22 protein-coding genes are annotated in these 25,602 nt (G+C 74.3%); 13 read left to right on the plus strand and 9 right to left on the minus strand.

Features of this window, described 5'->3' with window-relative positions; all coding sequences use genetic code 11:
- Nucleotides 1-7: 7 nt before the first annotated feature.
- The 4 genes from ADL34_RS25185 to ADL34_RS25200 are packed head-to-tail and all read left to right on the plus strand — an operon-like array spanning nucleotide 8 to nucleotide 6,075.
- The gene (locus ADL34_RS25185) at nucleotides 8-1,267 is read left to right on the plus strand and encodes an ABC transporter substrate-binding protein (RefSeq protein WP_062672032.1); all 1,260 of its coding nucleotides are present in this window, start codon (nucleotides 8-10) and stop codon (nucleotides 1,265-1,267) included.
- 21 nt (nucleotides 1,268-1,288) lie between these two features.
- On the plus strand, nucleotides 1,289-2,254 hold the full coding sequence (locus ADL34_RS25190; RefSeq protein ID WP_062672034.1) for a carbohydrate ABC transporter permease: 966 nt from the start codon (nucleotides 1,289-1,291) through the stop codon (nucleotides 2,252-2,254).
- Complete coding sequence (locus tag ADL34_RS25195) at nucleotides 2,251-3,144, plus strand: carbohydrate ABC transporter permease (protein ID WP_062672036.1); 894 nt, start codon at nucleotides 2,251-2,253, stop codon at nucleotides 3,142-3,144. Before ADL34_RS25190 ends, ADL34_RS25195 begins: the two co-directional genes overlap by 4 nt.
- A gap of 12 nt (nucleotides 3,145-3,156) precedes the next feature.
- Nucleotides 3,157-6,075, plus strand: coding sequence for a glycoside hydrolase family 2 TIM barrel-domain containing protein (locus ADL34_RS25200; protein WP_062672038.1), 2,919 nt, complete (start codon nucleotides 3,157-3,159; stop codon nucleotides 6,073-6,075).
- A gap of 52 nt (nucleotides 6,076-6,127) precedes the next feature.
- Here the strand turns inward: ADL34_RS25200 and ADL34_RS25205 are convergent, their stop codons facing one another.
- Both ADL34_RS25205 and ADL34_RS25210 read right to left on the minus strand, forming a co-directional pair.
- Nucleotides 6,128-8,440, minus strand: coding sequence for an ABC transporter permease (locus tag ADL34_RS25205; RefSeq protein ID WP_062672039.1), 2,313 nt, complete (start codon nucleotides 8,438-8,440; stop codon nucleotides 6,128-6,130).
- Entirely contained in the window at nucleotides 8,437-9,144 is a 708-nt protein-coding gene (locus tag ADL34_RS25210; RefSeq protein ID WP_062672040.1) for an ABC transporter ATP-binding protein, read from the minus strand. Before ADL34_RS25210 ends, ADL34_RS25205 begins: the two co-directional genes overlap by 4 nt.
- Before the next feature lie 138 nt (nucleotides 9,145-9,282).
- On the opposite strand from ADL34_RS25210, the gene ADL34_RS25215 reads away from it, so the two are divergent.
- From ADL34_RS25215 to ADL34_RS25225, 3 genes are read left to right on the plus strand one after another with little or no spacing between them, the layout of a single operon-like run.
- Nucleotides 9,283-10,146 carry a sensor histidine kinase gene (locus tag ADL34_RS25215; RefSeq protein WP_062672041.1) on the plus strand — a complete coding sequence of 288 codons (864 nt, stop codon included), beginning with the start codon at nucleotides 9,283-9,285 and terminating at the stop codon, nucleotides 10,144-10,146.
- Nucleotides 10,143-10,838 (plus strand): response regulator, encoded by a 696-nt coding sequence (locus ADL34_RS25220; RefSeq protein WP_234375105.1) that lies wholly within the window; start codon nucleotides 10,143-10,145, stop codon nucleotides 10,836-10,838. Before ADL34_RS25215 ends, ADL34_RS25220 begins: the two co-directional genes overlap by 4 nt.
- A gap of 60 nt (nucleotides 10,839-10,898) precedes the next feature.
- On the plus strand, nucleotides 10,899-11,504 hold the full coding sequence (locus ADL34_RS25225; protein WP_062672042.1) for a TetR/AcrR family transcriptional regulator: 606 nt from the start codon (nucleotides 10,899-10,901) through the stop codon (nucleotides 11,502-11,504).
- A 72-nt stretch (nucleotides 11,505-11,576) separates the two neighbouring features.
- On the opposite strand, the gene ADL34_RS25230 is transcribed toward ADL34_RS25225, so the two are convergent.
- Nucleotides 11,577-12,338: an isocitrate lyase/PEP mutase family protein gene (locus ADL34_RS25230; protein ID WP_402547557.1), complete on the minus strand. Its 762-nt coding sequence runs from the start codon at nucleotides 12,336-12,338 to the stop codon at nucleotides 11,577-11,579.
- A 59-nt stretch (nucleotides 12,339-12,397) separates the two neighbouring features.
- Nucleotides 12,398-14,080 carry a DUF2264 domain-containing protein gene (locus ADL34_RS25235; RefSeq protein ID WP_062672046.1) on the minus strand — a complete coding sequence of 561 codons (1,683 nt, stop codon included), beginning with the start codon at nucleotides 14,078-14,080 and terminating at the stop codon, nucleotides 12,398-12,400.
- A gap of 136 nt (nucleotides 14,081-14,216) precedes the next feature.
- Between ADL34_RS25235 and mmuM the strand changes: the two genes are divergently transcribed.
- Nucleotides 14,217-15,140 (plus strand): homocysteine S-methyltransferase, encoded by a 924-nt coding sequence (gene mmuM, locus ADL34_RS25240; protein WP_062672049.1) that lies wholly within the window; start codon nucleotides 14,217-14,219, stop codon nucleotides 15,138-15,140.
- 35 nt (nucleotides 15,141-15,175) lie between these two features.
- Here mmuM and ADL34_RS25245 read toward each other — a convergent pair whose 3' ends face one another.
- A complete protein-coding gene (locus tag ADL34_RS25245) occupies nucleotides 15,176-16,750 on the minus strand; it encodes a carboxylesterase/lipase family protein (protein ID WP_062672051.1) in 1,575 nt (524 codons plus the stop codon).
- Nucleotides 16,751-17,035: 285 nt separating this feature from the next.
- On the opposite strand from ADL34_RS25245, the gene ADL34_RS25250 reads away from it, so the two are divergent.
- A complete protein-coding gene (locus ADL34_RS25250; RefSeq protein ID WP_062672052.1) occupies nucleotides 17,036-18,178 on the plus strand; it encodes a ferritin-like domain-containing protein in 1,143 nt (380 codons plus the stop codon).
- Between the two features lie 31 nt (nucleotides 18,179-18,209).
- Here ADL34_RS25250 and ADL34_RS25255 read toward each other — a convergent pair whose 3' ends face one another.
- Nucleotides 18,210-18,851: a ThuA domain-containing protein gene (locus ADL34_RS25255; RefSeq protein WP_062672054.1), complete on the minus strand. Its 642-nt coding sequence runs from the start codon at nucleotides 18,849-18,851 to the stop codon at nucleotides 18,210-18,212.
- A gap of 105 nt (nucleotides 18,852-18,956) precedes the next feature.
- On the opposite strand from ADL34_RS25255, the gene ADL34_RS25260 reads away from it, so the two are divergent.
- Together ADL34_RS25260 and ADL34_RS25265 are read left to right on the plus strand one after the other, a co-directional pair.
- Complete coding sequence (locus ADL34_RS25260) at nucleotides 18,957-19,589, plus strand: VOC family protein (RefSeq protein WP_062672056.1); 633 nt, start codon at nucleotides 18,957-18,959, stop codon at nucleotides 19,587-19,589.
- An 80-nt stretch (nucleotides 19,590-19,669) separates the two neighbouring features.
- Nucleotides 19,670-20,068, plus strand: coding sequence for a VOC family protein (locus tag ADL34_RS25265; RefSeq protein ID WP_079034373.1), 399 nt, complete (start codon nucleotides 19,670-19,672; stop codon nucleotides 20,066-20,068).
- Here the strand turns inward: ADL34_RS25265 and ADL34_RS25270 are convergent.
- Together ADL34_RS25270 and ADL34_RS25275 are read right to left on the minus strand one after the other, a co-directional pair.
- Entirely contained in the window at nucleotides 20,054-20,737 is a 684-nt protein-coding gene (locus tag ADL34_RS25270; protein WP_062672060.1) for a helix-turn-helix domain-containing protein, read from the minus strand. The genes ADL34_RS25265 and ADL34_RS25270 overlap by 15 nt on opposite strands.
- The gene (locus ADL34_RS25275) at nucleotides 20,730-21,689 is read right to left on the minus strand and encodes an AraC family transcriptional regulator (RefSeq protein ID WP_062672062.1); all 960 of its coding nucleotides are present in this window, start codon (nucleotides 21,687-21,689) and stop codon (nucleotides 20,730-20,732) included. Before ADL34_RS25275 ends, ADL34_RS25270 begins: the two co-directional genes overlap by 8 nt.
- A gap of 80 nt (nucleotides 21,690-21,769) precedes the next feature.
- Here ADL34_RS25275 and ADL34_RS25280 point away from each other — a divergent pair, with 80 nt between their 5' ends.
- Nucleotides 21,770-22,630, plus strand: a complete 861-nt coding sequence (locus tag ADL34_RS25280) for an NAD(P)H-binding protein (RefSeq protein WP_062672064.1) — start codon at nucleotides 21,770-21,772, stop codon at nucleotides 22,628-22,630.
- Nucleotides 22,631-22,645: 15 nt separating this feature from the next.
- Here the strand turns inward: ADL34_RS25280 and ADL34_RS25285 are convergent, their stop codons facing one another.
- Nucleotides 22,646-23,794, minus strand: a complete 1,149-nt coding sequence (locus tag ADL34_RS25285; RefSeq protein ID WP_062672066.1) for a YihY/virulence factor BrkB family protein — start codon at nucleotides 23,792-23,794, stop codon at nucleotides 22,646-22,648.
- Nucleotides 23,795-23,907: 113 nt separating this feature from the next.
- On the opposite strand from ADL34_RS25285, the gene ADL34_RS25290 reads away from it, so the two are divergent.
- Nucleotides 23,908-25,542 (plus strand): acyl-CoA dehydrogenase family protein, encoded by a 1,635-nt coding sequence (locus ADL34_RS25290; RefSeq protein WP_062672069.1) that lies wholly within the window; start codon nucleotides 23,908-23,910, stop codon nucleotides 25,540-25,542.
- Nucleotides 25,543-25,602: the final 60 nt, after the last annotated feature.

The raw sequence follows: 25,602 nt of genomic DNA on the forward strand, positions 1-25,602 counted from the left end.
CGTCAGCATGTCGGCATGGAGCAAGAGCAACTGGGACCGCCGTACCGTTCTGCGGGCCGCGATGGGCCTGGCCGCCGCCGGCGGGCTGGCGGCGTGCGGCGGCAACACCGGCCGTGGCGGCGGGTCGGGCACCCGCTTGACGCAGTACTTCCACGCGTACGGCGAGGCCGGGACCGAACAGGCCGTCAAGAGGTACGCGAAGGCGTACAAGGAGGCGGACGTCACCACGCAGTGGATCACGTCGTCCGACTTCGAGAACAAGCTGTTCGCGACGCTGCTCACCGACAACGCGCCGGACGTCTTCGAGTTCCATCCGCAGATCCAGCTCGTCCGCAGCGGGCAGGTCGCGGACCTCACCGACCTCGTGGCGCCCGTCAAGGACGACTTCAACCCGGCCGACATCGCCTCGCACACGGTCGACGGGAAGACCTACGGCATCCGCATGATCGACGACCCGCAGTTCTTCTTCTACCGGCCCTCGCTGCTGGAGAAGGCGGGCGTCGAGGTGCCGCGGACCCTGGACGAGCTGATCGAGGCCGCCGCCAAGCTCACCACGGGCAAGGTCAAGGGCCTCTACCTCGGCAACGATCTGCACGCCGTCATCACCCCGATGATCTGGTCCGCCGGGGCCGACACCCTCGACGAGAAGAACCAGATCGCCTACCACACGGACGGCGTCGTCGAGGGCCTGCGGAAGATGCGCACGCTGTTCACCAGCGGCGATCTGCTGCTGGGCGCCCCCACCGATTACTGGGACCCGTCCGCGCTGAACCAGGGCCTGTGCGCCATCCAGTTCTGCGGGATGTGGGCGATGCCCCAGATGCAGCAGGCCCTCGGCGACGACCTCGGCGTCTTCCCCTTCCCGAAGGTCACCGGCGGCGGCGCGCCCTCCGTCTACAACGGCGGCTGGTCGATGTTCGTCAACGCCAAGGGCAAGCACGTCGACGAGGCCAAGGAGTACGTGAAGTGGCTGTGGATCGACCAGAAGGAGTACCAGGAGGACTGGGCCACCTCCTACGGCTTCCACATACCGCCGCGCACCTCGATCGCCGAACAGGCGGACAAGCTCAAGTCGGGCCTGGCCGCCGAGGGCGTCGAACTGTTCAACCAGTACGGGCACTTCGACAACATCGGCTGGACCCAGGCCATGATCACCGCACTGGAGGACGTCTTCGCCGACTGCGTCCGCAAGGGCGGCGACCCGGAGGCCGCGCTCGACAAGGCCGACAAGGCGGTCGGCCGTGAGCTGAAGAAGCTCTTCGGATAGGGCCGGCGGACGGACCACGACATGCCGACCCCCACCGAACCCGGCCTCGCGCGGCCCGCGCCCGCGCCGGTCCCGCCGGCCCCGCGACGGCGTGGACCGCGACGCGGCAACACCTTCCACTTCTGGCTGTTCACCGGGCCGTTCCTGCTCGGGCTGGCCGTCTTCGTCTACGTCCCGATCGGCTGGAGCGTCTATCTCAGCTTCTTCGAGGCACGGTTCACCGTCACGCCGGAGAAGTTCATCGGGCTGGACAACTACCGGCACATGCTGACCAACGACGACTTCGTCGGCTCGCTCGGCACCTTCACCGTGTTCGCCGCGTTCATCGTGCCCACCACCTGGGCGCTGTCGCTCGCGCTGGCCCTGCTGGTGCACCGGCTGCGGTTCATGCGGGCGTTCTTCCGGTCGGTGTTCTTCCTGCCGACCGCGTGCAGCTATGTGGCCGCTGCCCTGATCTGGAAGATGTCCCTGTTCAGCGGGGTGCGCTTCGGGCTGATGAACACGGTCCTCGGCTGGTTCGGCGTCGAGAACGTCGCCTGGCTCGCCGACCCCGACCCGCCCTGGTACTGGCTGGTCATCGTCACCGCGCGTCTGTGGCTCCAGGCCGGCTTCTACATGATCCTGTTCCTGGCCGCACTGCAGAACATCCCCGGCGAGCTGTACGAGGCCGCCGCCATCGACGGGGCCCGGCCCGGCCCGCAGACCTTCCGGCACATCACACTGCCGCAACTGCGGGCCACGTCGGCTGCGGTCGTCCTGCTGCTGCTCGTCGCTGCGTACCAGGCGTTCGACGAGTTCTACAACCTGCTGGACAAGACGACCTGGGGCCGCCCGCCGCTGGTGGAGCTGTACCTGAAGGCACTCGGCGAGAACCAGGACTACGGCGCCGGCAGCGCGGGCGCCGTGATCCTGACCGCGCTGATCTGCCTCGTGACCCTGTTCCAGGGCAGGCTCATGGGCTTCGGACGAGGGGAGGGCACCAAGTGACCACCACCGCACCCGAGACACGGAAGACACCCGGCCGGCCCCTGCCCCGCCGCACCCGGCGCGGCCGCGGCGTGATGAGCAGCACCGGTCTGTACGTGGCGACCGGCGTCGCCGCGCTGTTGTTCCTCGTGCCGTTCTACGTCCTGGTCCGCAACGCGCTGTCCACGGACGCCCAGATCACCGGCGAGGACTGGACGTTCTTCCCCACCGACGTCCAATGGGGCAACGTCACCGCGCCGTTCGACGACTCGCGGGTGCCGTTCGCCCGGTCGCTGTGGAACTCCACCGTGGTCGCCGTGCTGCACACCGTGGGCGTCCTGCTGGTGTGCTCGCTGGCCGGCTACGGCCTGGCGCGCATCCCGTACCGGCACGCGGACAAGGTGTTCTACCTGGTACTCGGCACGCTCATGGTGCCGACCGCGGTGACGTTCGTCCCCAGCTTCGTGCTGGTGTCGTCGCTGGGCTGGGTGGACAGCTACCGGGGGCTCATCGTCCCCGGCCTGTTCAGCGGCTTCACGTGCTTCCTGTTCCGGCAGTACTTCCTCGGGTTCCCCCGGGAGCTGGAGGAGGCGGCACGGGTCGACGGGCTCGGCCACTGGGGCGCGTACTGGCGTGTCGTGGTGCCGAACTCGCTGAACTTCTTCGCGGCGATCGCCACCATCACCTTCATCAACGGCTGGAACTCCTTCCTGTGGCCGCTGGTCATCGGCCAGGACCCCGGAGCGTGGACCGTCCAGGTCGCGCTGTCGTCGTACACGACCGGGCAGACGGTCGTGTTCCACCAGATCTTCATGGCGACGGCGATATCCATCGTGCCCCTGCTGTTCGTGTTCCTCTTCCTCCAGCGCTGGCTGGTGCAGGGGATCGCGCAGACCGGCATCAAGGGCTGAGCGAGGAGACAGATGTCAGTGCGTACTTCCCCCTCCGCCGGCTACGTCGAGGACGTCTCGCCGGGCACCGGATCGCTGCCTCCGCGTGCCTGGTACGCGGCCTCGGACGCGCGCTCCCTGTCCCTGAACGGGCGGTGGCGACTGCGGCTCTCGGCGACCGCGGACGCGGAGGACGACACGTTCGCCGCCCGGGGGTTCGACGCCGGGAACTGGGCCGAGGTCACGGTGCCCGGGCACTGGGTGCTGCAGGGCGACGGGGCGTTCGGCGCGCCGATCTACACCAACCACCTGTACCCCTTCCCGGTGGACCCGCCGCACGTCCCGACGGAGAACCCCACCGGCGACCACCTGCGCGTCTTCGACCTGCCCGGCGACTGGCCGGCGGACGGGGAGGCACTGCTGCGCTTCGACGGGGTGGAGTCCTGCGCCCGGGTCTGGCTGAACGGCACGGAGCTCGGCGAGTTCAAGGGCTCCCGGCTGCCGCACGAGTTCGCGGTGGGCGCGCTGCTGCGGCCGGCCGGGAACGTGCTCGCGGTCCGGGTGCACCAGTGGTCGGCGGGCTCGTACCTGGAGGACCAGGACCAGTGGTGGCTGCCGGGCATCTTCCGTGACGTCACCCTGCTGCACCGGCCGCCGGGCGCGCCGGGCGACTTCTTCGTGCACGCCTCCTACGACCACACCACGGGCGAGGGCACCCTGCGCGTCGACTGCGACGTGGCGGGCCGGGTGTCGGTGCCCGCTCTGGGCGTCGACGTCGCGACCGGGGAGACGGTGACGGTGCCGGTCGAGCCGTGGTCGGCGGAGACGCCGACGCTGTACGACGGCGTGCTCGGCACCCCCGGCGAACGGGTGCCGCTGCGCATCGGCTTCCGCACGGTGGCACTGGAGGACGGCCTGATCAAGGTCAACGGCCGGCCGGTCCTGTTCCGGGGCGTCAACCGGCACGAGTGGCATCCCCGCACGGGCCGCGCCATGGACCTCGCGACCATGCGGGAGGACGTGCTGCTGATGAAGCGGCACAACGTCAACGCGGTGCGCACCTCCCACTATCCACCGCACCCGGCGTTCCTCGACCTGTGCGACGAGTACGGGCTGTGGGTGATCGACGAGTGCGACCTGGAGACGCACGGCTTCACCGAACAGGACTGGCGGGACAATCCCGTCGACGACGACCGCTGGACCCCGGCCCTGCTGGACCGGGCGGCCCGGATGGTCGAGCGTGACAAGAACCACCCGTCGGTCGTGTTCTGGTCCCTCGGCAACGAGGCGGGCACCGGGCGCGGACTGACCGCCATGGCCGGGTGGATCCGCGGCCGGGACGCCTCCCGCCTGATCCACTACGAGGGCGACGCGGAGTGCCGGGACACGGACGTGCACTCACGGATGTACGCGTCCCACGAGGACGTCGAGCGGATCGGCCGGGGCCTGGACGGGGGCACGCTCCGGCGCCGGGAACTGCCCTTCATCCAGTGCGAGTACGCGCACGCGATGGGCAACGGGCCGGGCGGGCTCGCCGACTACCAGCGGATCTTCGAACGGTACGAGCGGCTCCAGGGCGGGTTCGTCTGGGAGTGGATCGACCACGGTGTCGAGCACCCGGAGCTGGGCCACGCCTACGGCGGTGACTTCGGCGAGGAGCTGCACGACGGCAACTTCGTGTGCGACGGGCTGCTCTTCCCCGACCGGCGGCCCTCGCCGGGGCTCGTCGAGTACAAGAAGGTGATCGAGCCGGTCCGGATCGACGGGGACGGCCCGGACGGCACCGTGCGCGTGACGAACGCGTACGACGTCCGCGACCTCGGGCACCTGGAGTTCACGCTCTCCTACGAGGTCGACGGCGCACCCGTCGGCGGCACGCACCCGCTGGCCGTGCCCCCGCTCGCGCCGGGCGGGTCGGCGGAGGTGAAGCTGCCGGTGCCCGCGCCGGACGGCGGTGGCGCGGAGGTCCAGTGGACGGTCCGGGCGCTGCTCGCCGAGGACACCCCCTGGGCGCGGCGGGGCCACGAGGTGGCCTGGGCCCAGCGGACGGTCGCGCGGCGGGCGCCCGCCGCCCCGGTCACCGGTGCCGTCCCTGAGGCCGGCGGCGACCGGATCGTGCTCGGGCCCGGCGTGTTCGACGCCCGCACCGGCGCGCTGCGGTCGCTGTGCGGGGTGGACGTCACCGGGCCGCGCCTGGACGTGTGGCGGGCGCCCACCGACAACGACGAGGGCGCGTCCTGGCAGGACGGCACCCGGTACGGCGGACTGTGGCGGGAGCTCGGCCTGCACCGGATGCGGCACCGCGTCGACGCCGTGGACGTGGACGGCGGCACGCTGACCGTGCGGACCCGAGTGGCGCCCGCAGCCCGGGACGTGGGCCTGCGCACCGTCTACCGGTGGACGTCCGACGGCGCCCGGCTGCGGCTGTCCGTCCAGGTGGTGCCCGAGGGACGCTGGACGGTGCCGCTGCCCCGGCTCGGCGTCCGCTGGGGGCTGCCCGCCGCCACCACGCCGAGCGCCCGGTGGTACGGCAGCGGCGGCGAGGCGTACCCGGACACCCGGGCGGCGGCCCGGCACGCGCGCTGGGAGGCCGCGGTCGAGGACCTGCACACCCCGTACGTCCGCCCGCAGGAGAACGGCGCCCGGTGCGACGTCCGCTGGGTGGAGCTCGGCGGTCTGCGGGTCGAGGGCGACCCGGAGTTCTGGTTCAGTGCCCGGCGCTGGACCACCGAGCGGCTGGACGCCGCCCGGCACCGCACCGATCTGGTGCCGGGCGACACGGTGTGGGTCCACCTCGACCACGCCCAGCACGGCATCGGCTCCCAGTCCTGCGGTCCGGGCCCCCAGCCGCGGTACCTCCTGCACGCCGAACCGGCGGAGTTCTCCTTCGTGTTCTCGGCCGCGGGATCTGCTGCGGGGGGCTCGGCTGCGGGGTTCTCTGCTGCGGGGTGAGGGCCGGACCACCGGCCGGGCGAATGGCCGCGGGTGCCGTCCGCGCCCGCGGTCACTCGCCGCGCAGCACCTCCGCGATGGTCAGGCGGCCGGCCCGGCGGGCCGGTACCAGGGCGCCGGCGACGGCGATGGCCACTCCGGCGAGGGCGAGCGCGGCGAGAGCCGGTGCCCGCCACACGTCGGTCATGAAGGCGGGCAGGGTGATGTCCACGGCGTCCGCCATGCGCGGGACGACCAGTTCGTAGCCCGCGACGCCCAGGGGGATGCCCAGCAGGGAGCCGAGCACGCCGAGGACCGCCATGGACGTCACCGTCATCAGGGTGACCTGCCCCGGGGTCATGCCCATGGACTTCAGGGTGCCCAGGTCGCGGCGCCGGTCACGGGTGTTGAGGACGACCGTGTTGAACACGCCGAGCGCGGAGACCAGCGCGAGCATCAGGGTGAGCGCGGTGGCGGAGCCGACGATGGTGCGGGTGAGGTTGTCGGGGCCCCTCGGCGCCGGACTCACCCCGGTGTCGGCGGCCCGCGCGGCGCGGGCGTAGGCGGCCGGGTCGGCGCCCTCGCGGAGCCTGACGTGGTAGGCGACGGGCCTCTCGTCGGGTGCCAGCGCGGCGAGGGCCGGCCAGCCGGTGAGCACCACGCGCGCGTTGTTCTGCATGACCTCCCCGACGACCCGCATCGGCCTGCGCTGCCCGCCCTTCTCCAGGGTGATCCGGTCGCCGACCCGGACGCCGTTCTGCCGCAGGAACGCCGAGCCGGCCACGATCTCGTGGTCGCCGCGCATCCACCGGCCCGCGGTGAGCACGTCGCCGAGCGACAGGCGGTCCCCGCGGCGCCCTTCGAGGATCGCCGGGTGCGCGGAGCCCACCAGCCCCACCTCGACGTCCGCCCGTGCGGTGACCTCGGTCGCGTCCGGCAACCCGGCCAGCAGGGCGTGGAGTTCGCGGTCCGGGTGCCGCGGCTCGATCTCCCTGCCGTCGTCGAAGCGGGAGGCGTACACCGTCACCTGGTAGGCGTCGCGCCCGGCACCGCCGAACCGGTCCATCGTCGTCGCGAGGCCCGTCGCGAACGTCACCGTGGTCACTCCGAGCACCACCGCGGCCAGCGTCAGGGCGCTGCGTCCGGGCCGGGCGAACGGCAGGCCCATGCCCAGGCTGACCGGGCGGGGCAGCGCGCTGCCGGCCAGCCGCCGTTGCAGGCGCAGGGCCCGCCCGGCGCGGGGTGCGCTCCCCGCGCTGATCGCCCGGGCCGCCGGCATCCGGTGCACCCGGAGCGTGGGAACCAGCGCGGCGAGGAGGCAGACGGCGGGCAGGCCGAGCAGGGTGACCGCGTTGACCCGCCCGGAGACGGACACGCTGTCGTGCAGCACGCCCGCGTCGGGCCCCATGAAGACGGAGCGGAAGAACGGGCGCGCCAACGCGTTCCCGGCGGCGGTGCCGAGGGCGCAGCCGAGGACCGCGGGCACCGCGATCCACGCGAGGTGGACGCCGACGACCTGCCACGGTGTGTAGCCGAGCGCCCTGAGCACGCCGATCTGCCGGAATCCGGAGATCACCGCGCCGCTCACCACGTTGACGATGATGAGCACCGCCACCACCACGCCGAGGATCCCGAACGCCATCAGGTACGGGGTGTAGGCCCGGGCCGAGCTGCTCACCTGGTGCTTGAGGGAGAGGTACGACCGGGACGCGGTGAGCGAGCCGGCCGGCAGGGTCTCTGTCACGGTGTCCAGCCCGGCGCGCAGCCGGGACTCGGAGGACGCGTCCGGGAAGCGGAGCAGCAGCTGGGTGGCGGCCGGGCGCAGGGCGCCGATCTGCTCGGGTGCCACCCACGCGTCGGCGGTCCTGCTGAGGTCGAAGGCGAACCCGACGACGGTGAGGGAGGGGCCTCCCGGCCGCATCGGGAGCCGCTTGCCGAGGTCGTCGGGGGTCCAGTCGGACTGGCGGTTGAGGACGACCTCGCCGGGCCGGGTGGCCCAGCGGCCCGCCCACAGGTCCAGCCGGTCGACGGGCCCGCCCGGGTCCGCGCGGCCGACGACGGTGATCTGGGCGCCGAGGCCGAACTCCATGGCTCTGTCGGACAGTTCGACTGTGGCCTGCCGGAAGGGGCCCGCCGCCTCGACGCCGGGCTGCCGGGCGGCCCGCGCCAGACGCTCTCCGCCTGCCTTCGCCGGGTCGAACTCGGCGACCACGTGCGGGCCGCGCTGGGCGCCGAACACCTTGTCGAAGGGGGCGGAGGCCGCGTCGAGCAGGCCGAGGGCGACCACCATGGCCGCGCTGGAGGTGAGGGTGACCAGGGCGATGACGAGGGTCTGGAGCCTGCGGCGCCGTACCGCCGCGCGCGCGGCCCGCCACACGGCCCTCACGCGGACACCTCCAGGGCCTGCTCGCCGGTCACACGGCCGTCGGCGAGTTCGATCAGCCGGCCGGCGCAACGCCGGGCCAGACGGGCGTCGTGGGTGACCAGGATCAGCGTCTGGCCGATCTGGTTGAGGTCGAGCAGCAGGTCCATCACCTGTTCCCCGGCCCGGCTGTCGAGGGCGCCGGTCGGCTCGTCCGCCAGCAGGAGGGCGGGGCGGTTCATCAACGCCCGGGCCACGGCCACGCGTTGGCGTTCGCCGCCGCTGAGCACGGCCGGGTAGGCGTTGCGCCGGTCCGCGACGCCGAGTTCGTCGAGGAGTTCCACTGCGCGGCGCCGGGCCTGCCGGGCGGGGGTGCCTGTCAGCTGGGCGGCGAGCGCCACGTTGTCGAGGGCGGACAGGTCGTCGATCAGGTTGAAGAACTGGAAGATCATGCCGATCCGGTGCCGCCGGTACAGCGCGAGCCTCTTCTCCCCGCACTCCCCCACGTTCTCCCCGTGCACGACGACGCTGCCGCCCGTGGGCCGGTCCAGTCCGGCGATCATGTTGAGCAGGGTGGACTTCCCGCACCCCGAGGGCCCCATCACGGCGACCGCCTCCCCGGCCCTGATCTCCAGGGACACCCCGGCCAGTGCCGTCGTCTCCCCGTACTCCTTGCGCACGCCGTCGAGCCGTACGACGATCTCGTTCCCGCTGTCCTCGGTGACCATGGACACGACGCTACGAGCCGGGTGCCGGCGGGGCATCCGTCTGCGGACGGCATTCCGGCGGCGGGCTCATCCCCGGGATGCAGGCCCTGCATCCGACGGCCGATGCGCGGGCGGTGACGGTCTGCCAGGGTGGGGCCCATGGGGGACTGGAACTCGGGCTGGACCGTCGCGGCGGTGGCGTGGGCGGCCGTACTGGTGCTGGCCGTGGCGCTGTCACGGACCCGGCGACGCTGGCGCGACGCCGTCGGGGAGCGCGGCTGGCTGCTGGAACGGGAGCGGGAGAGCGCGGCTCGCGCGGCCGTCGTGGCCGAACGGAACCGGATCGCGAGGGAGTTGCACGACATCGTCAGTCACACGGTCAGCCTCATGGTGGTGCAGGCCGGCGCGGCCCGCGAGGTGCTGGGCACGATGCCGGACGAGGCCGCGGCGGCGCTGCGGGCCGTGGAGGAGGCGGGGCGGGGCGCGATGACGGACCTGCGGCATCTGCTGGGCGTGCTCGCGCCGTCGCCGGACGGCGTGGATGAGGACAAGTGCGCGGAGGACACCGGGGTGTCCCCGAGCGGGCGGGGCGCACTGGCCCCGCAGCCCGGCCTGGACCGGCTCGGGCAGCTGGTCGACCGGGTGTCGTTCGCGGGGCTGCCGGTGGAGGTGCGGATCTCCGGCGAACCCCGCCCGCTGCCGCAGGGGATCGACGTGACGGCGTACCGGATCGTCCAGGAGGCGCTGACGAACGCCCTCCGGCACGGCGACGGCGGCCGGGCGGAGGTCAGCGTCCGCTACGCCGACCACGCGCTGCGCGTCGAGGTGCTGAACACCGGCCCCAGCGTGCTGACCGGCGGCCCGGCACCGCGCCCGGCGGCGGCCCGGCACCGCGAGGGCACCGGGCGCGGCCTGCTGGGCCTGCGCGAGCGGGTCGCGGTGTACGGCGGCGACCTGGACGCCCGGAGGCGGCTCGGCGGCGGCTACCGGGTCCGCGCCCGCATCCCGCTGGACCGGCCGTGAGCGCGCCGGTGGACGGGGCCGGGCCCCGGGTGCTGATCGCCGACGACCAGACCCTGATCCGTACCGGGTTCCGGCTGATCCTGACGGTGCGTGGCATCGAGGTCGTCGGTGAGGCCGCGGACGGGGCGGAGGCGGTGGCGCTGGCCCGTGAACTCGTCCCGGACGTCGTGCTGATGGACATCCGCATGCCCACCATGGACGGCCTGGAGGCGACCCGCCGCATCCTCCGGGAGGCGCCGGACTGCCGGGTGCTGATGCTCACCACCTTCGACCTGGACCGGTACGTCTACGCGGCCCTGTCGATGGGCGCGAGCGGCTTCCTGCTGAAGGACGTGACGCCCGAGCACCTGGCGGCGGCCGTCCGGCTGGTCGGCACGGGGGACGCGCTGCTCGCGCCCGCCATCACCCGCCGCCTGGTGGAACGCTTCGCCTCGGAGGAGGCCGCCGGGCCCCCGGCCGTCCCCGCCGACCTGGACCGGCTGACACCGCGCGAGCTGGAGGTGCTGACGCTGCTCGGCCGGGGCCTGTCCAACGCGGAGCTGGCCGCCCGTCTCACGCTCAGCGAGGCCACCGTCAAGTCCCATGTGGCGCGCATCTTCGCCAAGCTGGACCTGCGGGACCGGGCCCAGGCGGTCGTCCTGGCGTACGAGACGGGCCTGGTCCGGCCGGGCGGCTCCGGCGAGCGGCCGTGAGGGCGCCGGGCGGGCATTAGCATCTGGGCCTGTCACCTCCCCTTTTCCCGAAGGACCCCCATGGCCCGCGCAGGACTGACCGCCGACCGCCTCGCCGCGGCGGCGGCCGAGCTCGCCGACGAGGTGGGGTTCGAGAACGTCAGCCTGTCCGCGCTGGCCCGGCACTTCGGGGTGAAGGACGCGAGCCTCTACTCGCACGTCAGGAACCTCCAGGACCTGCGGACCCGGGTCGCGCTGCTGGCCGGCGGCGAGCTGATCGACCGGATCGCGGCGGCCGTGGCGGGACGCGCCGGCAAGGACGCGCTCGTCGCCTTCGCCGCGGCCTACCGGGCGTACGCCCTGGAGCACCCCGGCCGGTACGCGGCGACCCAGATGCCGGTCGACCAGGAGCTGATCGCCGACTCCCCCGCCCTGCGCCGCACCGCCGAGATCACCTACGGCGTGCTGCGCGCCTACGGGCTGGACGAGCCCGACCTCACCGACGCCGTCCGGCTGCTGCGCAGCACCTTCCACGGCTACTGCTCCCTGGAGTCCACCGGGGCGTTCGGCGCCCCCCGGGACGTCGAGGAGTCCTGGGACCGGGCCGTCGACGCCCTGCACGTGGCCCTCACGCACTGGCCGCGCGGCGAGCCCGGCCGACCGCAGCCCCAGGCGCAACCGGGGTGATCGTCCGGCCCCTGCCTGGCCCAGATGCGCGTGCCAGGCCCCGCGACGCCTAGATGATCCGGACGACGGGGCCTAGGGGGTGTCCTGCCGGGCCAGCGCCTCGACCTGCCCGTACGTCGGGATCGCCCCCGCCGGCGCCCTTCCCTCGGTGATCTCGCCGACCGCGTCGAGCGCGGCTCCCAGGGCCACGCGGTAGAGCAGGGAGCCGAGGCTGACCCGGCGGACACCGAGTTCGGCGAGCCGGGGGAAGCTGGGGCCGGCCGGGCCGAGGAGGACGTTCAGGGGGACGTCGAGGTCCTTCACCAGGGCCTCGATCTCCCCGGCGTCGGCCAGCCCGGGCACGAACACCCCGTCGGCGCCCGCCTCCTGGTAGGCGTCGAGGCGGCGCCTGAGGTCCCCGCGGCCGTCGCCGAGCCAGTGGGTGTCGGTCCGGGCGTTGACGAAGAGCCCGGGGACGGCGGCCTTGACCGCGGCGATCTTGGCCGCGTGCCGCGCGGGGTCGCCGAGGCGGTCCTCCAGGTTGACGCCGACGGCTCCGACGGCCGCGAGCTGCCGGGCGAACGCGGCCACCTCCTCGGGGTCGTCGCTGTAGCCGTCCTCAGCGTCCACGGAGATCAGGCCCGGCCCGGAGCCCAGCACGAGGGCGAGGCGGAGGGTCTCCTCGCGGGTGGCGGAGGAACCGTCGGGCAGCCCGGCCGCCGCGGCGACGCCCAGACTCGTCGTGCCGACCGCCGGGAAGCCCCGGGCCACCAGAGCGGCGGCGGAGGCGTGGTCCCAGGCGTTGGGGAGCAGCAGGGGCGCGGCACCGTGGTGAAGCGCGGCGAACGGGGTCATGGGCGTCATACGGGGAACGCTAGGGCCCGGTCCGTTCGGTCCCGGCCGAAGTGTCCGCGTCAGCCGCCGAGGTCCGTCACCGGGCACTCCCCCGCCGGGCGGACCCGCACGCTGCGGCCGCCGCCGAAGCGCACGTCCACCTGGCCGTCGCCGGACGGCCGCACGGTCACGAGGTCCGCGAGCGGTGCCGGGCCGGGTTCGGCGGTGAGACGGGCGACGGCGGCGAACAGGGTGGGCCCGGCGGACGTCACCCCGGCCGGCTCGCCGTCCCCGGACAGGCCGACGGCGGGCAGCAGTTCGGCCCGCAGCCCGTCGGCCGGGGCCCATCCGGTCACCCTCACCTCCGTCCCGGGCGGCGCGCCCGCGACCTCGTGGACCCGCACCTCGACCGCGCCCTCGGCCAGCACCACACTGGTGACGCGGACCCGGTCGCCGACCGAGTGCCGGGACGCCGCCCACCCGTCGCCGGCACCGAGCGGCACGATGTCCGTACGGCGCGGATCACCGCCGACGATCACGGAGTTGTCGTACGGGGGCGAGGTCGAGGGTGCCGTGGCCGTGGAGTAGGCGAGGCGTGTGTAGTACGGGTCGTAGCGGACGTCCTCGCTGCCGTGGTTGTGCAGCCGGACCACTCCGTCCGAACGCGTCGACTGCAGCAGCCAGTTGGGGGCGGCGAGGGCGGTGACGGCGTCCTCGCGCTCGGCGGGCGCGGGTTCCTCCGGCGCCGTCCACACCGGGTGGTCGGCCGGGAGCAGCAGACCGAGGAAGCCCTTGCTCGCCCAGTACGGTGACGCGGGCCCCGAGTAGCCCTGGAGCACCGAGGGGTCGGGGCCGTGCCAGCCGAGGGTCAGCAGACCGTTCGCGTCCACGGCGCCGCGCTCCAGGAAGTACGACAGGGCACCGGACGCCAGCCTCCGGGTGACGCCGGGCGCGAGAGGGGTGTGCCCGGTGAGCGCGCCCAGCCACAGGGGGGCCGCCGTGGCGAACCGGTAGGTCAGGGAGCGGCCCTGGCGCATCGGGGCGCCGTCGCCGCCGAACAGCCGGGCGTAGTCCTCCAGATGACGGGAGAGCCGGCCGCCGTACAGCTCCAGAAGCCGGTCGTCGCCGGCCAGCCAGACGTGCAGGACCGGGTAGAGATGCATCGCCCAGCCGTTGTAGTGGTCGAACTTGCGGCCGTCGCCGTCGGTGTACCAGCCGTCGCCGACGTACCAGTCCTCGATGCGCGCGAGGCCCCGGTCGACGGCCTTGCGGGACGCCTCGGGCTCGTACCCGGTCTCCTGGAGGAAGCCGCCGACCGTCACCGGGAACAACTCCCAGTTGCAGGGCCAGGGTTCGGCGTCCAGCGCGTCGCCCAGCCAGGCCGCCGCGCGCTGCCGCACCGCGTCCGGCAGCCGGTCCCACAGCACGGGCCGGGTGAGCCGCAGCGCGAGCGCGACCGACGCCGCCTCGACGAGCGGCTGCCCGCGGTCCTCGATACGGGGCCACACCCCGGACACCCCGGCCGCCAGCCCGTCGGCGTAGCGTTCCAGCACGGTCTCGTCGCGGCGGAACGCGGCGAGCAGCAGGGTGCGGGCGTAGCCCTCCAGACCGTCGGAGAGCCGGCCCGACCAGCTCTCGTGGCCGCCGGGCAGGTGGTAGAGGGCCTTGTCGTCGGTGGCGTACGGCTCGACGGCGGCGAGCAGGGCGTCGGCCGTGGCCTCCCAGTGCGCGCGGGTACGGCCGGTGGAGGGGCTGAGGGACATGACTCTCCCGGTGGTGACGGCTGCGACGGCTGTGACGGCTCCCGGAGGGCTCTGAAGGGCCCGGCGCCCCCATCCCACCCGGACCGGCCCCCACCGCGCCAGACCTCCGTCCACTCCACCGGCTACGGTCGCAGACATGAACGGCACGCCTCCCCTCGCCGACGCCCTCGCCTCGGCCACCGTCGTGCTCGACGGCGGCCTGTCCAACCAGCTGGAGGCCATGGGCCACGACCTCAGCGACGAGCTGTGGTCGGCCCGGCTGCTCACGGAGGAGCCCGAGGCGATCGTCGAGGCGCACCTGGCCTACTTCGAGGCGGGCGCCGACGTGGCGATCACCGCCAGTTACCAGGCCACGTTCGAGGGCTTCGCGTGGCGCGGCCTCGACCGTGCGCGGGCCGCCGGGCTGATCTCGTCGAGCGTGGAACTGGCGCGCGAGGCGGTGCGCCGGGCGCGGGCCCGTGGGATCGGCCGGCCGCTGTGGGTGGCGGCGTCAGCCGGGCCGTACGGGGCGATGCTCGCGGACGGCTCCGAGTACCGGGGGCGGTACGGGCTGAGCGTCGCGGAGCTGGAGCGGTTCCACCGGCCCCGGCTGGAGGTCCTGGCCGCGGCCCGGCCCGACGTGCTCGCGCTGGAGACGGTCCCCGACGCCGACGAGGCCGAGGCGCTGCTGCGGGCGGTCCGCGGGCTGGGCGTCCCGGCCTGGCTGTCGTACTCGGTCAGCGGCGACCGCACCCGTGCCGGGCAGCCGCTGGAGGAGGCGTTCGGGCTCGCCGCCGGCGCCGACGAGCTGATCGCGGTGGGCGTGAACTGCTGCGCCCCCGAGGACGTCGAGGGCGCCGTCGAGACCGCCGCCCGGGTGACGGGTCTGCCGGTCGTCGTCTACCCCAACAGCGGCGAGTCCTGGGACGCGACGTCCCGCTCCTGGGACGGACACGTCACCCTCGCCCCCGCCCTGGCCCGCACCTGGCAGGCATCAGGCGCCCGCCTGATCGGCGGCTGCTGCCGGGTCGGTCCGACGACGGTCACGGCCCTCGCACGGACGCTGACGCCTCGGGCGTGACGTCCACGGCCCCCGGTGTCCGGGCGGCGCGGCCGTCAGTGGCGGCGGACCGCTCCCGGGAGGCGGAGTCGGCGGACCACCGCGCGCATCTCCGTGGTCCGGGGCGGGGTGCCGTCGGGCAGGGCCGGGACGGGGCGGGGTGGGGCCGTCCAGAGGGCCACTTCGGCGTCGCGGGGGCCGAGGTCCGTGCGGGTCTCGCCGTCGCCGAAGATCCGGACGGGATGCGTGGGGTCCCAGGGCCGCCAGCCGGGGTCGCCGTCCGTCGCGAACCGCACCCACGCCCCGTGCATCTCGTCGGCCAGCTCCTGCGGGGCGCCGTCGCCGGCCAGCTTGCGGGACTCCGGCGAGTCGCCGGTGCCGAAGACGAAGCCCAGCTCCAGGGCGTGGCAGGAGCCCAGGCCGGGCAGGTTGGAGGGCCAGGCGAACTCGTACACGTACGACGATCCGGGCCGGGCGTCGGCCAGGCGGTGCAGGGGGACGCGCAGCAGGTGGTCGGTGACCATCTGGCCGACGATCTCGGCGGCGCCGGCCTCCGGGTGCAGCGCGCGGTAGCCGCGGGGGACGTCGGCGCCGACGTGGCAGCGGGCCATGGCTCCGGCGAGGGCGACGGTGCCGAGCCGGTCGACGCGTTCGAGGAGGCCGCCGGGCACCAGCCACAGCCGGTACTCGTCCCTGGTCCAGCCCATCATCAGCTCGACGCCCGCCGCGGCGCCGCCCTCGGTCAGCGCCTCCAGCGGGTCGCGGGGCACGAGGTCGCCGTCGACGACGATCCCGAACGCGGGTCCGCCCAGCACGGGCGAGCTGAGCCGCCCCACCTCGCCCTGGGTGCGCAGCAGCAGCTCGCGGTCGACCTCGGCGAACGCGGCCGCGGTGGCGGGGATCTTCAGCCGGGTCGCCATCCGGCGCACCATGCGCCGCACCTTGTCCCGTTCACCGGCCTCGGGCGGCCCGCTCTGCAGGATCGCCCGCCGCACCAGGCCCTGGGCCTGCGGGGCGGCGAGGAGCGCGCCTGCGCTGATCGCGCCCGCGGACTGCCCGAACAGGGTGACGCGGCCGGGGTCGCCGCCGAACGCGGCTATGGACGCGTGCACCCACTCCAGGGCGGCGAGCTGGTCGCGCAGGCCCGGGTTGGCCGGGGCGTCCGGGAAGTAGCCGTAGCCCTCGACGCCGAGCCGGTAGTTCACCGAGACGAGGACGATCCCGTCGCGGGCGAAGGCGCGCCCGTCGTACACGGGCACCCCGGAGGAGCCGCGGGTGAGGGCGCCGCCGTGCAGGAACACCATGACGGGCAGCCGGGCGCCTGGGCCGGGGTCGGGCGTCCACACGTTGAGGTTGAGGCAGTCGTCGCCGGGCACGGACGGGTCGGAGAGGTACTGCGCGAACGCCTCGGAGTAGGGCGGCTTGGGAGCGGTCGGCCCGAACGCGAGGGCGTCGCGCACGCCCTCCCAGGGCTCGGGCGGCTCCGGCGGCCGGAACCGGCGCGGGCCGAAGGGGGGAGCGGCGTAGGGGATGCCCTTGAACACCGCGACGCCGTGCTCGTATCTGCCCCGTACCGCGCCGTGGGGCGTGCTCACCACGGGATCCGCAGGGTCCGTCCGGAGTGCCGTCATACGTCCGTCAGCCTCCTCCACCGCGCTCGTGCACCGTGAAGATCACAGCACCTCATTCTGGCCGGATATTCCACCGGACGGGGGGCGGATGCCGCCGTTCGGTGTACGTCACGGCACCGCGCCGGGGCGTTGGCCCGGCCGGGTGGTCGCGGCGCCGCTCGGCACGTGTGCCCTGGTCGCGGCCGTGATCGCTGCTAGCTTCGCGAGCTGTCGAAGGGGCCCCGCGAGCCTGCGTCGAGCAGCGGGCGGGGCCCCGCCCCATGAGCTGAGGCGAGGTAGACGGGTATGAGCGAAGAGCCGGACGAGCCGGCGGTTGCCCCGTTCAAGCGCAGGAGTTTCCTGGCTTCGGCCGCGCTGGCGGCCGGAGCGCCGGCCGCGGTCGCCGGTACCGCGCAGGCCGCGCCCCTGGCGGGTGCCCCGGCCGCCGCGGCCCGGCTCGGGTCGGTGGCCCGGCTGATGGCGGTCCCGGAGGACGCCCGCGGGGTCGCCTGGCTGCGGTCCGCGCTCCAGGTCGCCGTCGGTCTGGAGCTCGCCACGATCCCGCCCTATCTGTGCGGCTGGTGGTCGGTGAAGGACCAGCGCAGCGAGGTCGCGCGGATGATCCGGCGCATCGTCGGCGACGAGATGTACCACCTGGGCATCGTCTGCAACCTGCTGGTGGCGATCGGCGGGCGGCCGCAGGTGAAGGCCGCCGCGCCCGTCTACCCGGGGCCGCTGCCCGGCGGGGTGCGGGCGGGCGTGAACGTCTATCTGTCGGGGCTGACCAAGTCCTTCGTCCGGGACGTGATGATGGCGATCGAGGCGCCCGAGGAGTCGCTGGTCCGCAGCGCGCAGGCGTCCCCCACGGTCGGCGAGTTCTACGAGGGCATGCTGAACGCGTTCCGGGCGGTGCGGCCGGAGCTGTCGACGCGCGGGCAGGTGAGCCAGCGCATCGACTCCGACGAGCTGCGTCCCGTGCGGACCCTGGACGACGTCGAGCACGACATCGAGGTCATCCGGGAGCAGGGCGAGGGCACGGCCTCCTCGCCGAACGACTCGTTCTCGCACGACGCGCCCGCGCACTACTACGCGTTCGGGGAGATCTACCACGGCCGGGAGCTGCGGCAGACCGACGAGGGCTGGCGGTACGTCGGCCCGCCCGTGCCGTTCCCGGAGGTGCGTCCCATGGCACCGGTCCCGGTGGGCGGCTGGCCCCGGGCGTCGGTGCACGTCGGAGGGGTGCTGTACCGCTTCGACGCCATGTACAGCACGGTGCTGGACTCCCTGGACGACGCCTGGGCGGGCGGCGGGCACCGCAGTCTGGGGGCCGGCATCCACACCATGCGCGGCCTGGAGGACCCGGCGGTCGAGCTGATGGAGACCCCGCTGCCGGACCGCCGGGGCACCTACGGCCCCCAGTTCCACGCCCTGCCCCGGCCGGGCCGCTGAGGGCTGTCCCCGTAGGCCCACCAGAAGACCGTCAGCCCGCCGCCCAGCCGATCCCGCCCCGCAGATGCGCGCGGAAGGCGGGGTCGTCGTACAGCTCGGCGGTGTGGCCGAGGGCCGTGTAGAAGACGCGCCCGGCGCCGTGCTCGCGGCACCACACCAGCGGGTGGTCGTCGCCCATGCCGCCCCCGTCGTACGAGGACTCGTCGGCGGAGACCAGCACCCGGACGGCGCCCCGGGGGCTGCGGCGGAAGTCGTACCACTCGTCGGTGAGCTCCCACACGGGCGGCAGGTGCCGGGTGGCGGGGTGGTCGTGGTCCTCGACGACTGCCTTGCCGGGCTGAAGGTCGGGGTGCCGGTCGAAACGGGCGCCGAGCAGGTCGCCGTAGGCGGGCCAGCCGTACTCGGTGCAGGCGGCGGCGTGCACCCCGGCGAAGCCGCCGCCGGAGCCGACGTAGGCGAGGAGCCGGTCGCGGCCGGCCGGGGTGAGCACGTCGCCGCTGGTCGAGAGGAAGACGACGGCCGCGTAGCCGTCGAGGGGGCGTTCGAGGGCCGCCGGGTCCTCGGTGTGGTCCACGTCGAAGCCGCCGAGCGTGCGCAGGGCCTCCACCCCGGCCGGGATGGACGCGTGCCGGTAGTCGGTGGTACGGGTGAGGACGAGGAGTCGTACGGCCATGCGGTCCAGCGTAGACGGCGGGTCCGCGGGGCCGTCCCCTTGTGAACTCCCGGCCCGCGCGGGGGTGTTCCCCCGGAGCGGGGGCCCTGCATAGCCTCGGCCGGGATGAGTGCCCTTCCCGCGTTCCTGGATCATCTCGTGCTGGGGACGCCCGATCTCGCCGCCACCCTCGCCGAGTTCACCCGCCGCACGGGGGTGGAACCGGCCCCCGGCGGGGTGCATGTCGGGCGCGGCACCCGCAACCATCTGGTGGCGCTGGGCGGCTCCTGCTATCTGGAGATCATCGGCCCGGACCCGGAGCAGGCCGCTCCGGGGCGGCCGCGGCCCTTCGAGTCCCTCGGGCTCACCACCGCGCGCACCCTCACCTGGGCGATCTCCCCGCCGGACCTGGACGCGGCGATCGCGGCCGCGCGGGCCCAGGGCTACGACCCGGGTCCGGCGAAGCCGATGAGCAGGCGCCGGCCCGACGGCACCCTGCTGCGGTGGCGGCTCACCGACGGCGACGACGCCGATCCGTCCGGTCTGGTTCCGTTCCTGATCGACTGGGGCGACTCGCCTCATCCCACGGCCGCGGGGCTGCCCCTGACCCCGCTGCTGGCGATGTCGGGGAGTGCGCCCGACCCGGACGCGATCCGGCCCCTGGTGCGGTCGCTCGGCACGGAACTCGCCCTGGCGGAGGGTCCGGCCGGCCTGTCGTTCACGCTGGACACGCCCAGGGGCCCGGTGACCTTCGAGTGAGCGCGTGTGCGCCCGGCGGGCCCGCCGCCGTGTCCGTTTCCTTCAAGACGGGCCCCTCCCCCGGCTCCTACGGTGACCGCATGACTCCACGATTCGATGCCGTCGGCCTGGTCGTCTCCGACATGGCCGCCTCCGTCGCCTTCTACCGGCGTCTGGGGTTCCCCTTCCCCGAGGGCTCCGAGAGCGAGCCGCACGCCGAGGCCGCGCCGCCCGGCGGGGTACGGCTGCTGCTCGACACCGAGGACACCATCCGGTCGTTCCACCCGGGGTGGCGGCCGCCCACCGGGGGCGGCCGGGCGGCGCTGGCGCTGCGGTGCGACGGCCCGGCCGAGGTGGACGCGGTGTACGAGGACCTGGTGGCCGCCGGGTACCACGGCGAACTCAAGCCGTGGGACGCCTTCTGGGGGCAGCGCTACGCCGTCGTCCAGGACCCGGACGGCAACGGCGTCGACCTGTTCGCACCGCTAGCGGTCGAGTAGCACTCGGAGCGGGACCCCCGTCAAGTCCTTGACGTCGCGGGCGAGATGGGCCTGGTCGGCGAAGCCGGCGCGGACCGCCGTCTCCGCGAAGGGCACGCCGGCGCGGGCCAGCCGCAGGGCGCGCTGAAGACGGAGGACGCGGGCCAAAGTCTTGGGGCCGTACCCGAAGGCGGCCAGGGAGCTGCGGTGCAACTGCCGTGTGCCGAGTCCCAGTTCACCGGCGACGGCGGCGACGGGGCGGCCCGTGCCGAGGGCGGTGACGAGGTGCCGCAGCAGCGGGTCGGGCGGCGGTGCGCCGGCGGCCAGGGCGAGGGCGGCGTCCTCCAGGGCGGTCGTCGGGTCGGCGGCGGCCCCGACGCGGGCGCCGAGCCGGCGCGCCCGGGACGCGGGCCACAGGTCGGCGAGGTCGACGCGCCGGTCGCGCAGTTCGTGCGCGGGGACGCCCAGCAGGGCGGGCGCGGTCCCCGGGAAGAAGCGGACGCCGCTCCAGACGCCCGCCGTGCCCTCGGTGACCTGGGCGCGGGTGTCGGGCCCGGCGACCAGCAGCCGTCCCTCGTGCCACAGCAGGTCCATGCAGCCGTCGGGCAGGACGCGCCCGCTGTCGGACGCGTCCGGGGTGTTCGTCCAGACGACGGCCCCCGGCAGCCGGGACTCCCGCTCCTCATACACGGGCGTCCTCCCGGGCCGGGGCAGGGCGCCGCCGGTGCTCCTGCGGACTCACCCCGTACACCCGTTTGAAGGCGCCGGACAGCGCGAACGGGCTGCCGTAGCCGACGCGCCGCGCGATGGCCTCCAGGGTGTCGTCGGTGTCGCGCAGCGCGTCCGCCGCGAGGGCCAGCCGCCACCCCGTGAGGTAGGTCATGGGCGCCTCCCCCACCAGGCCGGTGAACCGCCGTGCCAGCGCGGCCCGGGACACCCCGGCCTTCGCGGCGAGCGAGGCGACGGTCCACGGGTGGGCGGGGTCGTCCTGGAGGAGCCGCAGGGCGCGTCCCACGACCGGGTCGGCCAGCGCCCGGTACCAGGCCGGGGGTTCGGCCTCGGGGCGGGCGAACCAGGTCCGGAGCGCGGCGATGACCAGCAGGTCGAGCAGCCGGTCCAGGACGACCTCCTGGCCGGGGGCGTCCCGGACGATCTCCGTCGTCAGGTAGGGGGTGAGCGGGTGGTCCCACACGTCGGCGGGGAGGGCCAGCAGCGGGGGCAGGCAGTTCAGCAGCCGCCCGCTGATCTCGCCCTCCCGCAGGTAGGTGCCGATCAGCAGGACGGCCGAGCCGTCGGGCCGGTCGCCCCAGGAGCGCACGCCCAGGTCCATCGAGCCGTTGAGGGACCGTCCGTCGGGGTAGCGGCACTCGGCGCCCGGCAGGATCAGCGCCTGCGGCGCGGTGCCCGGGTCGTCGCCACAGGTGTAGGGGTCCGGGCCGCGGGCGATGGCGAGGTCGCCGGCGCGCAGCCGGAGCGGCTCGCCCCGGTCGGGCGTCACCCACGCCTCGCCGCGGACCATGACCATGACGGTGAGCGGGGCGCGGTCCTCGACGCGGACGGACCAGGGCGGGTCGAAACACGCGCGGATCATGAAGGCACCGCGTGCGCGCGGGCCGTCGAGCAGACCGGCGAGGGCGTCCATGCCGTCAGCGTAGACGCCCGCGTATGCGAGCGAGCCGTTCGGCGATGGGCGGCCCGGCCGCGCGGCCGTTGACTGGGGGCATGACACGCAATGAGCGCGACGAGAACGTGACGGCCCACCGGAACGGGACGACGGTGGTGGTGACCGGTGCGTCGGGACGCACCGGGAGCCGGGTGGCCCGCGCGGCGGACGCGGCGGGGTTCACCGTGCGGGCGGCGTCCCGCGCGACGGGCTTCGACTGGACGGACCCCTCGACGTGGGAGACGACCCTGCGGGGCGCGGACGCGGCGTATCTGATGTACCCGACCGACATCGGCGACCCGGCGGCGGCGAAGGACATCGACGCGCTGGCGCGCGAGGCGGTGAGGCTCGGGGCGCGGCGGCTGGTGCTGCTGTCCGCTCGCGGTGAGGACCAGGCGCTGCCGGCGGAGGAGGCGCTGAAGGCGTCCGGCGCGGACTGGACGGTCGTACGGGCCGCGTGGTTCGCGCAGAACTTCAGCGAAGGGCCGCTGGTGGAGGGGATCGCCCACGGGGAGCTGGTGTTCCCCGCGGGTGAGGTGCGCGAGCCGTTCGTCGACGTCCGGGACCTCGCGGACGTGGTGACGGCGGTGCTGGCGGACGGCGACCGGTACGCGGGGCGGACGCTGCGGCTGACGGGGCCCCGGCTGCTGGCCTGGCGGGAGGCGGTCGCGGAGATCTCGGCGGCGACGGGCCGCCCGGTCGGGTACACGCCGGTGCCCGCTCCGGCCTACGGGGAGGCGCTTGCCGGGTTCGGGGTGCCGGCCGGGGAGGCGGCACTCCTGGTGGAGGTGTTCGAGACCCTGCTGGACGGGCGCAACGCACATCTCACGGACGAGGTGCGCGAGGTGCTGGGACGCGCCCCCCGTGACTTCTCCGCGTTCGTGCGGGAGGCCGCGGCGGCGGGGGCGTGGTGGATCTGACCGGGTCTGCGGGCGTCAGGAGTCGCCGTTCTTCTTGTGCGGGTGGTGAGGGTGGTGCGGGTTCTTCACATGGGTCCGCAGCCGTGACGTGACGTCCTCCGGCGGGAGGAAGCGGGACCAGCGTTCTGGGAACTCGGACGGCATGTCCGGGTCGTCGGGGTCGGTTTCCAGGCCGGCGGCGGCGCGCGCCACGTACTCGGCGACCTGGGCCTCGCGCACCCGCTCGTTGGCCTCGCGGGCCGCGGCCGTCGCGGCGGCCGGCCAGACCCGGTCGATCGCGGCGTTGACCGCGGCTCCCACGAGCACGGCGAAGGCGGACACGCCGATCCACAGCAGGACGGCGACGGCCGCGGCGAGCGAACCGTAGATCGTGGCGCCCTCGATGGTGCTGGTGAGGTAGATGCGCAGCAGGAAGCTGCCGAGCACCCACATCGCGAGGGCGACCAGGGCGCCGGGGACGTCCTCGATCCACGGGGAGCGCACCGGCACGGACACGTGGTACAGGGTCGTCAGGAACGCGACCGACAGGACGATGACGACCGGCCAGTACAGCACCTGTACCAGGGTCTCCGACCAGGGCAGGATGCGTACGACGGCGTCCGGGCCCGCCACCATCAGCGGCAGCGCCACCGAGCCGATCAGCAGGGCGGCGAGGAACAGCAGGAACGCCACCAGCCGGGTCTTGACGATGCCGCGCACCCCGTCGAGGCCGTACATCACGGTGATCGTGTCTATGAAGACGTTCACCGCGCGCGACCCGGACCACAGGGCGAACAGGAAGCCGACCGAGATCACGTCGGGGCGGCCGCCCTTCATCACGTCGTCCAGGATCGGCTGGGCGATCTGGCGCACGCCCTTGTCGGACAGGACGGTGCGGGATGCCTCCAGGAGGTTGGTCTCCAGACTGGTGATGGTGTCGGTGCCGGTCCAGTCGTCGACGTAGCCGAGGAGGCCGATGAGGCTGAGCAGCAGCGGCGGGACGGAGAGCAGCGTGAAGAACGCCGCCTCGGCCGCGAGCCCCAGGATGCGGTACTCGATGCACGAGTTGACCGTGTCCTTCAGCAGCAGCCAGGCGGTCCTGCGCTTCGAGACGTTCCGGTAGAGGGCACGCGCCCGGTGGAGACGGCCGGAGGGCTGCTCGGGGGAATCACTTGCTGGCTGCACGAACCAAAGGTATCCGCAGCGCGAGGACGCTCTCATCGGGGCGCCCGCCACGGACCGCGGCCGGTCGTGTCGGGCCGGGGAGCGGGGCGTCCCGGAGGGATAGGTTCACCGGCATGGCAGGCAGCACTCACAGCGTGACCAACCAGCCCCCGCCCCTGACCGGGTACGACGCCTACACCGCCGACCCGGCCCTGGTCTCGGCCGTCGAACGGCATCTGCCGCCCGCCGTGCGCGAGGAGGCCGCCGGGGAGCTCGCGGCGCTGGGGCGGACGTGCGGGTCCGCGCAGGTGCAGGAGTGGGGGGTGCTGGCGAACGAGAACCCCCCGCGGCTGCGGACCCACGACCGCTACGGCCACCGCGTCGACGAGGTCGACTTCCACCCGTCCTGGCACCGGCTGCTCGGCAAGGGCGTCTCGGCGGGACTGACGGCCGCGTGGACGCGACCCGGCGGGCATGTGCGGCGGGCGGCGGCGTTCGTCCTGTGGACGCAGGTCGAGGCGGGCAACACCTGTCCGCTGTCCATGACCCACGCGGCGGTCCCCGCCCTGCGCGCCGACCCCGGGCTGGCCGCCGAGTGGGAGCCGCGGCTGACGTCCGTCGTGTACGACCGCGAGCTGCGGCCGGCGGCGAGCAAGGCGGGCGTGCTGTTCGGGATGGGCATGACGGAGAAGCAGGGCGGCAGCGACGTCCGCGCCAACACGACGCGGGCGGTGCCGCTCGCCGAGTCCGGCACGTACGCGCTGACCGGGCACAAGTGGTTCTGCTCGGCGCCGATGTCGGACGCGTTCCTGGTGCTGGCGCAGGCGCCCGGCGGGCTGACGTGCTTCCTGGTGCCGCGGGTGCTTCAGGACGGCGGCCGCAACGTGTTCCTGCTCCAGCGGCTCAAGGACAAGCTGGGCAACCGGTCCAACGCGTCCGCGGAGGTCGAGTTCGACGGGACGTGGGCGCGGCGGGTCGGTGAGGAGGGGCAGGGGGTGCGCACCATCATCGGGATGGTCGCGGCGACCCGGCTGGACTGTGTGCTCGGCTCGGCCGGGCTGATGCGGCAGGCGGTGGCGCAGGCGGTCCACCACTGCTCCCACCGCGAGGCGTTCGGCACGAAGCTGGCCGGCCGGCCGCTCATGCGCAACGTCCTGGCCGACCTGGCCGTCGAGTCGGAGGCGGCGACGACGCTCGCCCTGCGGCTGGCCGCCGGCTACGACGACGGGGGCGAGCAGGAGCGGGCGCTGCTGCGGATCGCCGTGCCCGCCGCCAAGTACTGGGTGACCAAGCGGTGCGCCCCGGTGGCCGTGGAGGCGGCGGAGTGCCTGGGCGGCAACGGGTACGTCGAGGAGTCGCAGCTGCCGCGGCTGGTGCGCGAGTCGCCGCTGAACTCGATCTGGGAGGGCGCGGGCAACGTCCAGGCGCTGGACGTGCTGCGGGTGCTGCGGCGCGAACCGGCGGCGCTGGACGCGTATCTGCGGGAGGTCGGCCTCGCGCGGGGCGCCGATCACCGGCTGGACGCGGCCATCAGGGCGCTGTTGACGGAACTGGCCGATCTGGAGGGCATCGAGGCGCGTGCCCGGCGCGTGACCGAGCGGCTCGCGCTGGTGCTCCAGGGGGCGCTGCTGGTGCGTTTCGCGCCATCGGACGTCGCCGACGCGTTCTGCGCATCGCGGCTCGGCGGCGACGCGGGCGCCGCGTTCGGGACGCTGCCGCACAGTCTTGCCCGGGCGTCGCTGGTGGAGCGGGCGCGACCAACCCTCTGACCTGCACGGAAGCGAGGCGGGGGTGGTGCTGCGCCGACACGGCACCACCCCCGCTGCCGA

The organism is Streptomyces sp. NRRL WC-3605 (assembly GCF_001509795.1).
GTDB lineage: Bacteria > Actinomycetota > Actinomycetes > Streptomycetales > Streptomycetaceae > Streptomyces > Streptomyces viridochromogenes.

What these genes read in the sequence shown, in the direction of transcription:
- ADL34_RS25185 (WP_062672032.1), top strand. Translation starts at nt 8, where the DNA reads ATGTCGGCATGGAGCAAGAGCAACTGGGACCGCCGTACCGTTCTGCGG.
- ADL34_RS25190 (WP_062672034.1), top strand. Translation starts at nt 1,289, where the DNA reads ATGCCGACCCCCACCGAACCCGGCCTCGCGCGGCCCGCGCCCGCGCCG.
- ADL34_RS25200 (WP_062672038.1), top strand. Translation starts at nt 3,157, where the DNA reads ATGTCAGTGCGTACTTCCCCCTCCGCCGGCTACGTCGAGGACGTCTCG.
- ADL34_RS25210 (WP_062672040.1), bottom strand. Translation starts at nt 9,144, where the DNA reads ATGGTCACCGAGGACAGCGGGAACGAGATCGTCGTACGGCTCGACGGC.
- ADL34_RS25215 (WP_062672041.1), top strand. Translation starts at nt 9,283, where the DNA reads ATGGGGGACTGGAACTCGGGCTGGACCGTCGCGGCGGTGGCGTGGGCG.
- ADL34_RS25225 (WP_062672042.1), top strand. Translation starts at nt 10,899, where the DNA reads ATGGCCCGCGCAGGACTGACCGCCGACCGCCTCGCCGCGGCGGCGGCC.
- ADL34_RS25230 (WP_402547557.1), bottom strand. Translation starts at nt 12,338, where the DNA reads ATGACCCCGTTCGCCGCGCTTCACCACGGTGCCGCGCCCCTGCTGCTC.
- ADL34_RS25235 (WP_062672046.1), bottom strand. Translation starts at nt 14,080, where the DNA reads ATGTCCCTCAGCCCCTCCACCGGCCGTACCCGCGCGCACTGGGAGGCC.
- mmuM (WP_062672049.1), top strand. Translation starts at nt 14,217, where the DNA reads ATGAACGGCACGCCTCCCCTCGCCGACGCCCTCGCCTCGGCCACCGTC.
- ADL34_RS25245 (WP_062672051.1), bottom strand. Translation starts at nt 16,750, where the DNA reads ATGACGGCACTCCGGACGGACCCTGCGGATCCCGTGGTGAGCACGCCC.
- ADL34_RS25250 (WP_062672052.1), top strand. Translation starts at nt 17,036, where the DNA reads ATGAGCGAAGAGCCGGACGAGCCGGCGGTTGCCCCGTTCAAGCGCAGG.
- ADL34_RS25255 (WP_062672054.1), bottom strand. Translation starts at nt 18,851, where the DNA reads ATGGCCGTACGACTCCTCGTCCTCACCCGTACCACCGACTACCGGCAC.
- ADL34_RS25260 (WP_062672056.1), top strand. Translation starts at nt 18,957, where the DNA reads ATGAGTGCCCTTCCCGCGTTCCTGGATCATCTCGTGCTGGGGACGCCC.
- ADL34_RS25265 (WP_079034373.1), top strand. Translation starts at nt 19,670, where the DNA reads ATGACTCCACGATTCGATGCCGTCGGCCTGGTCGTCTCCGACATGGCC.
- ADL34_RS25275 (WP_062672062.1), bottom strand. Translation starts at nt 21,689, where the DNA reads ATGGACGCCCTCGCCGGTCTGCTCGACGGCCCGCGCGCACGCGGTGCC.
- ADL34_RS25280 (WP_062672064.1), top strand. Translation starts at nt 21,770, where the DNA reads ATGACACGCAATGAGCGCGACGAGAACGTGACGGCCCACCGGAACGGG.
- ADL34_RS25290 (WP_062672069.1), top strand. Translation starts at nt 23,908, where the DNA reads ATGGCAGGCAGCACTCACAGCGTGACCAACCAGCCCCCGCCCCTGACC.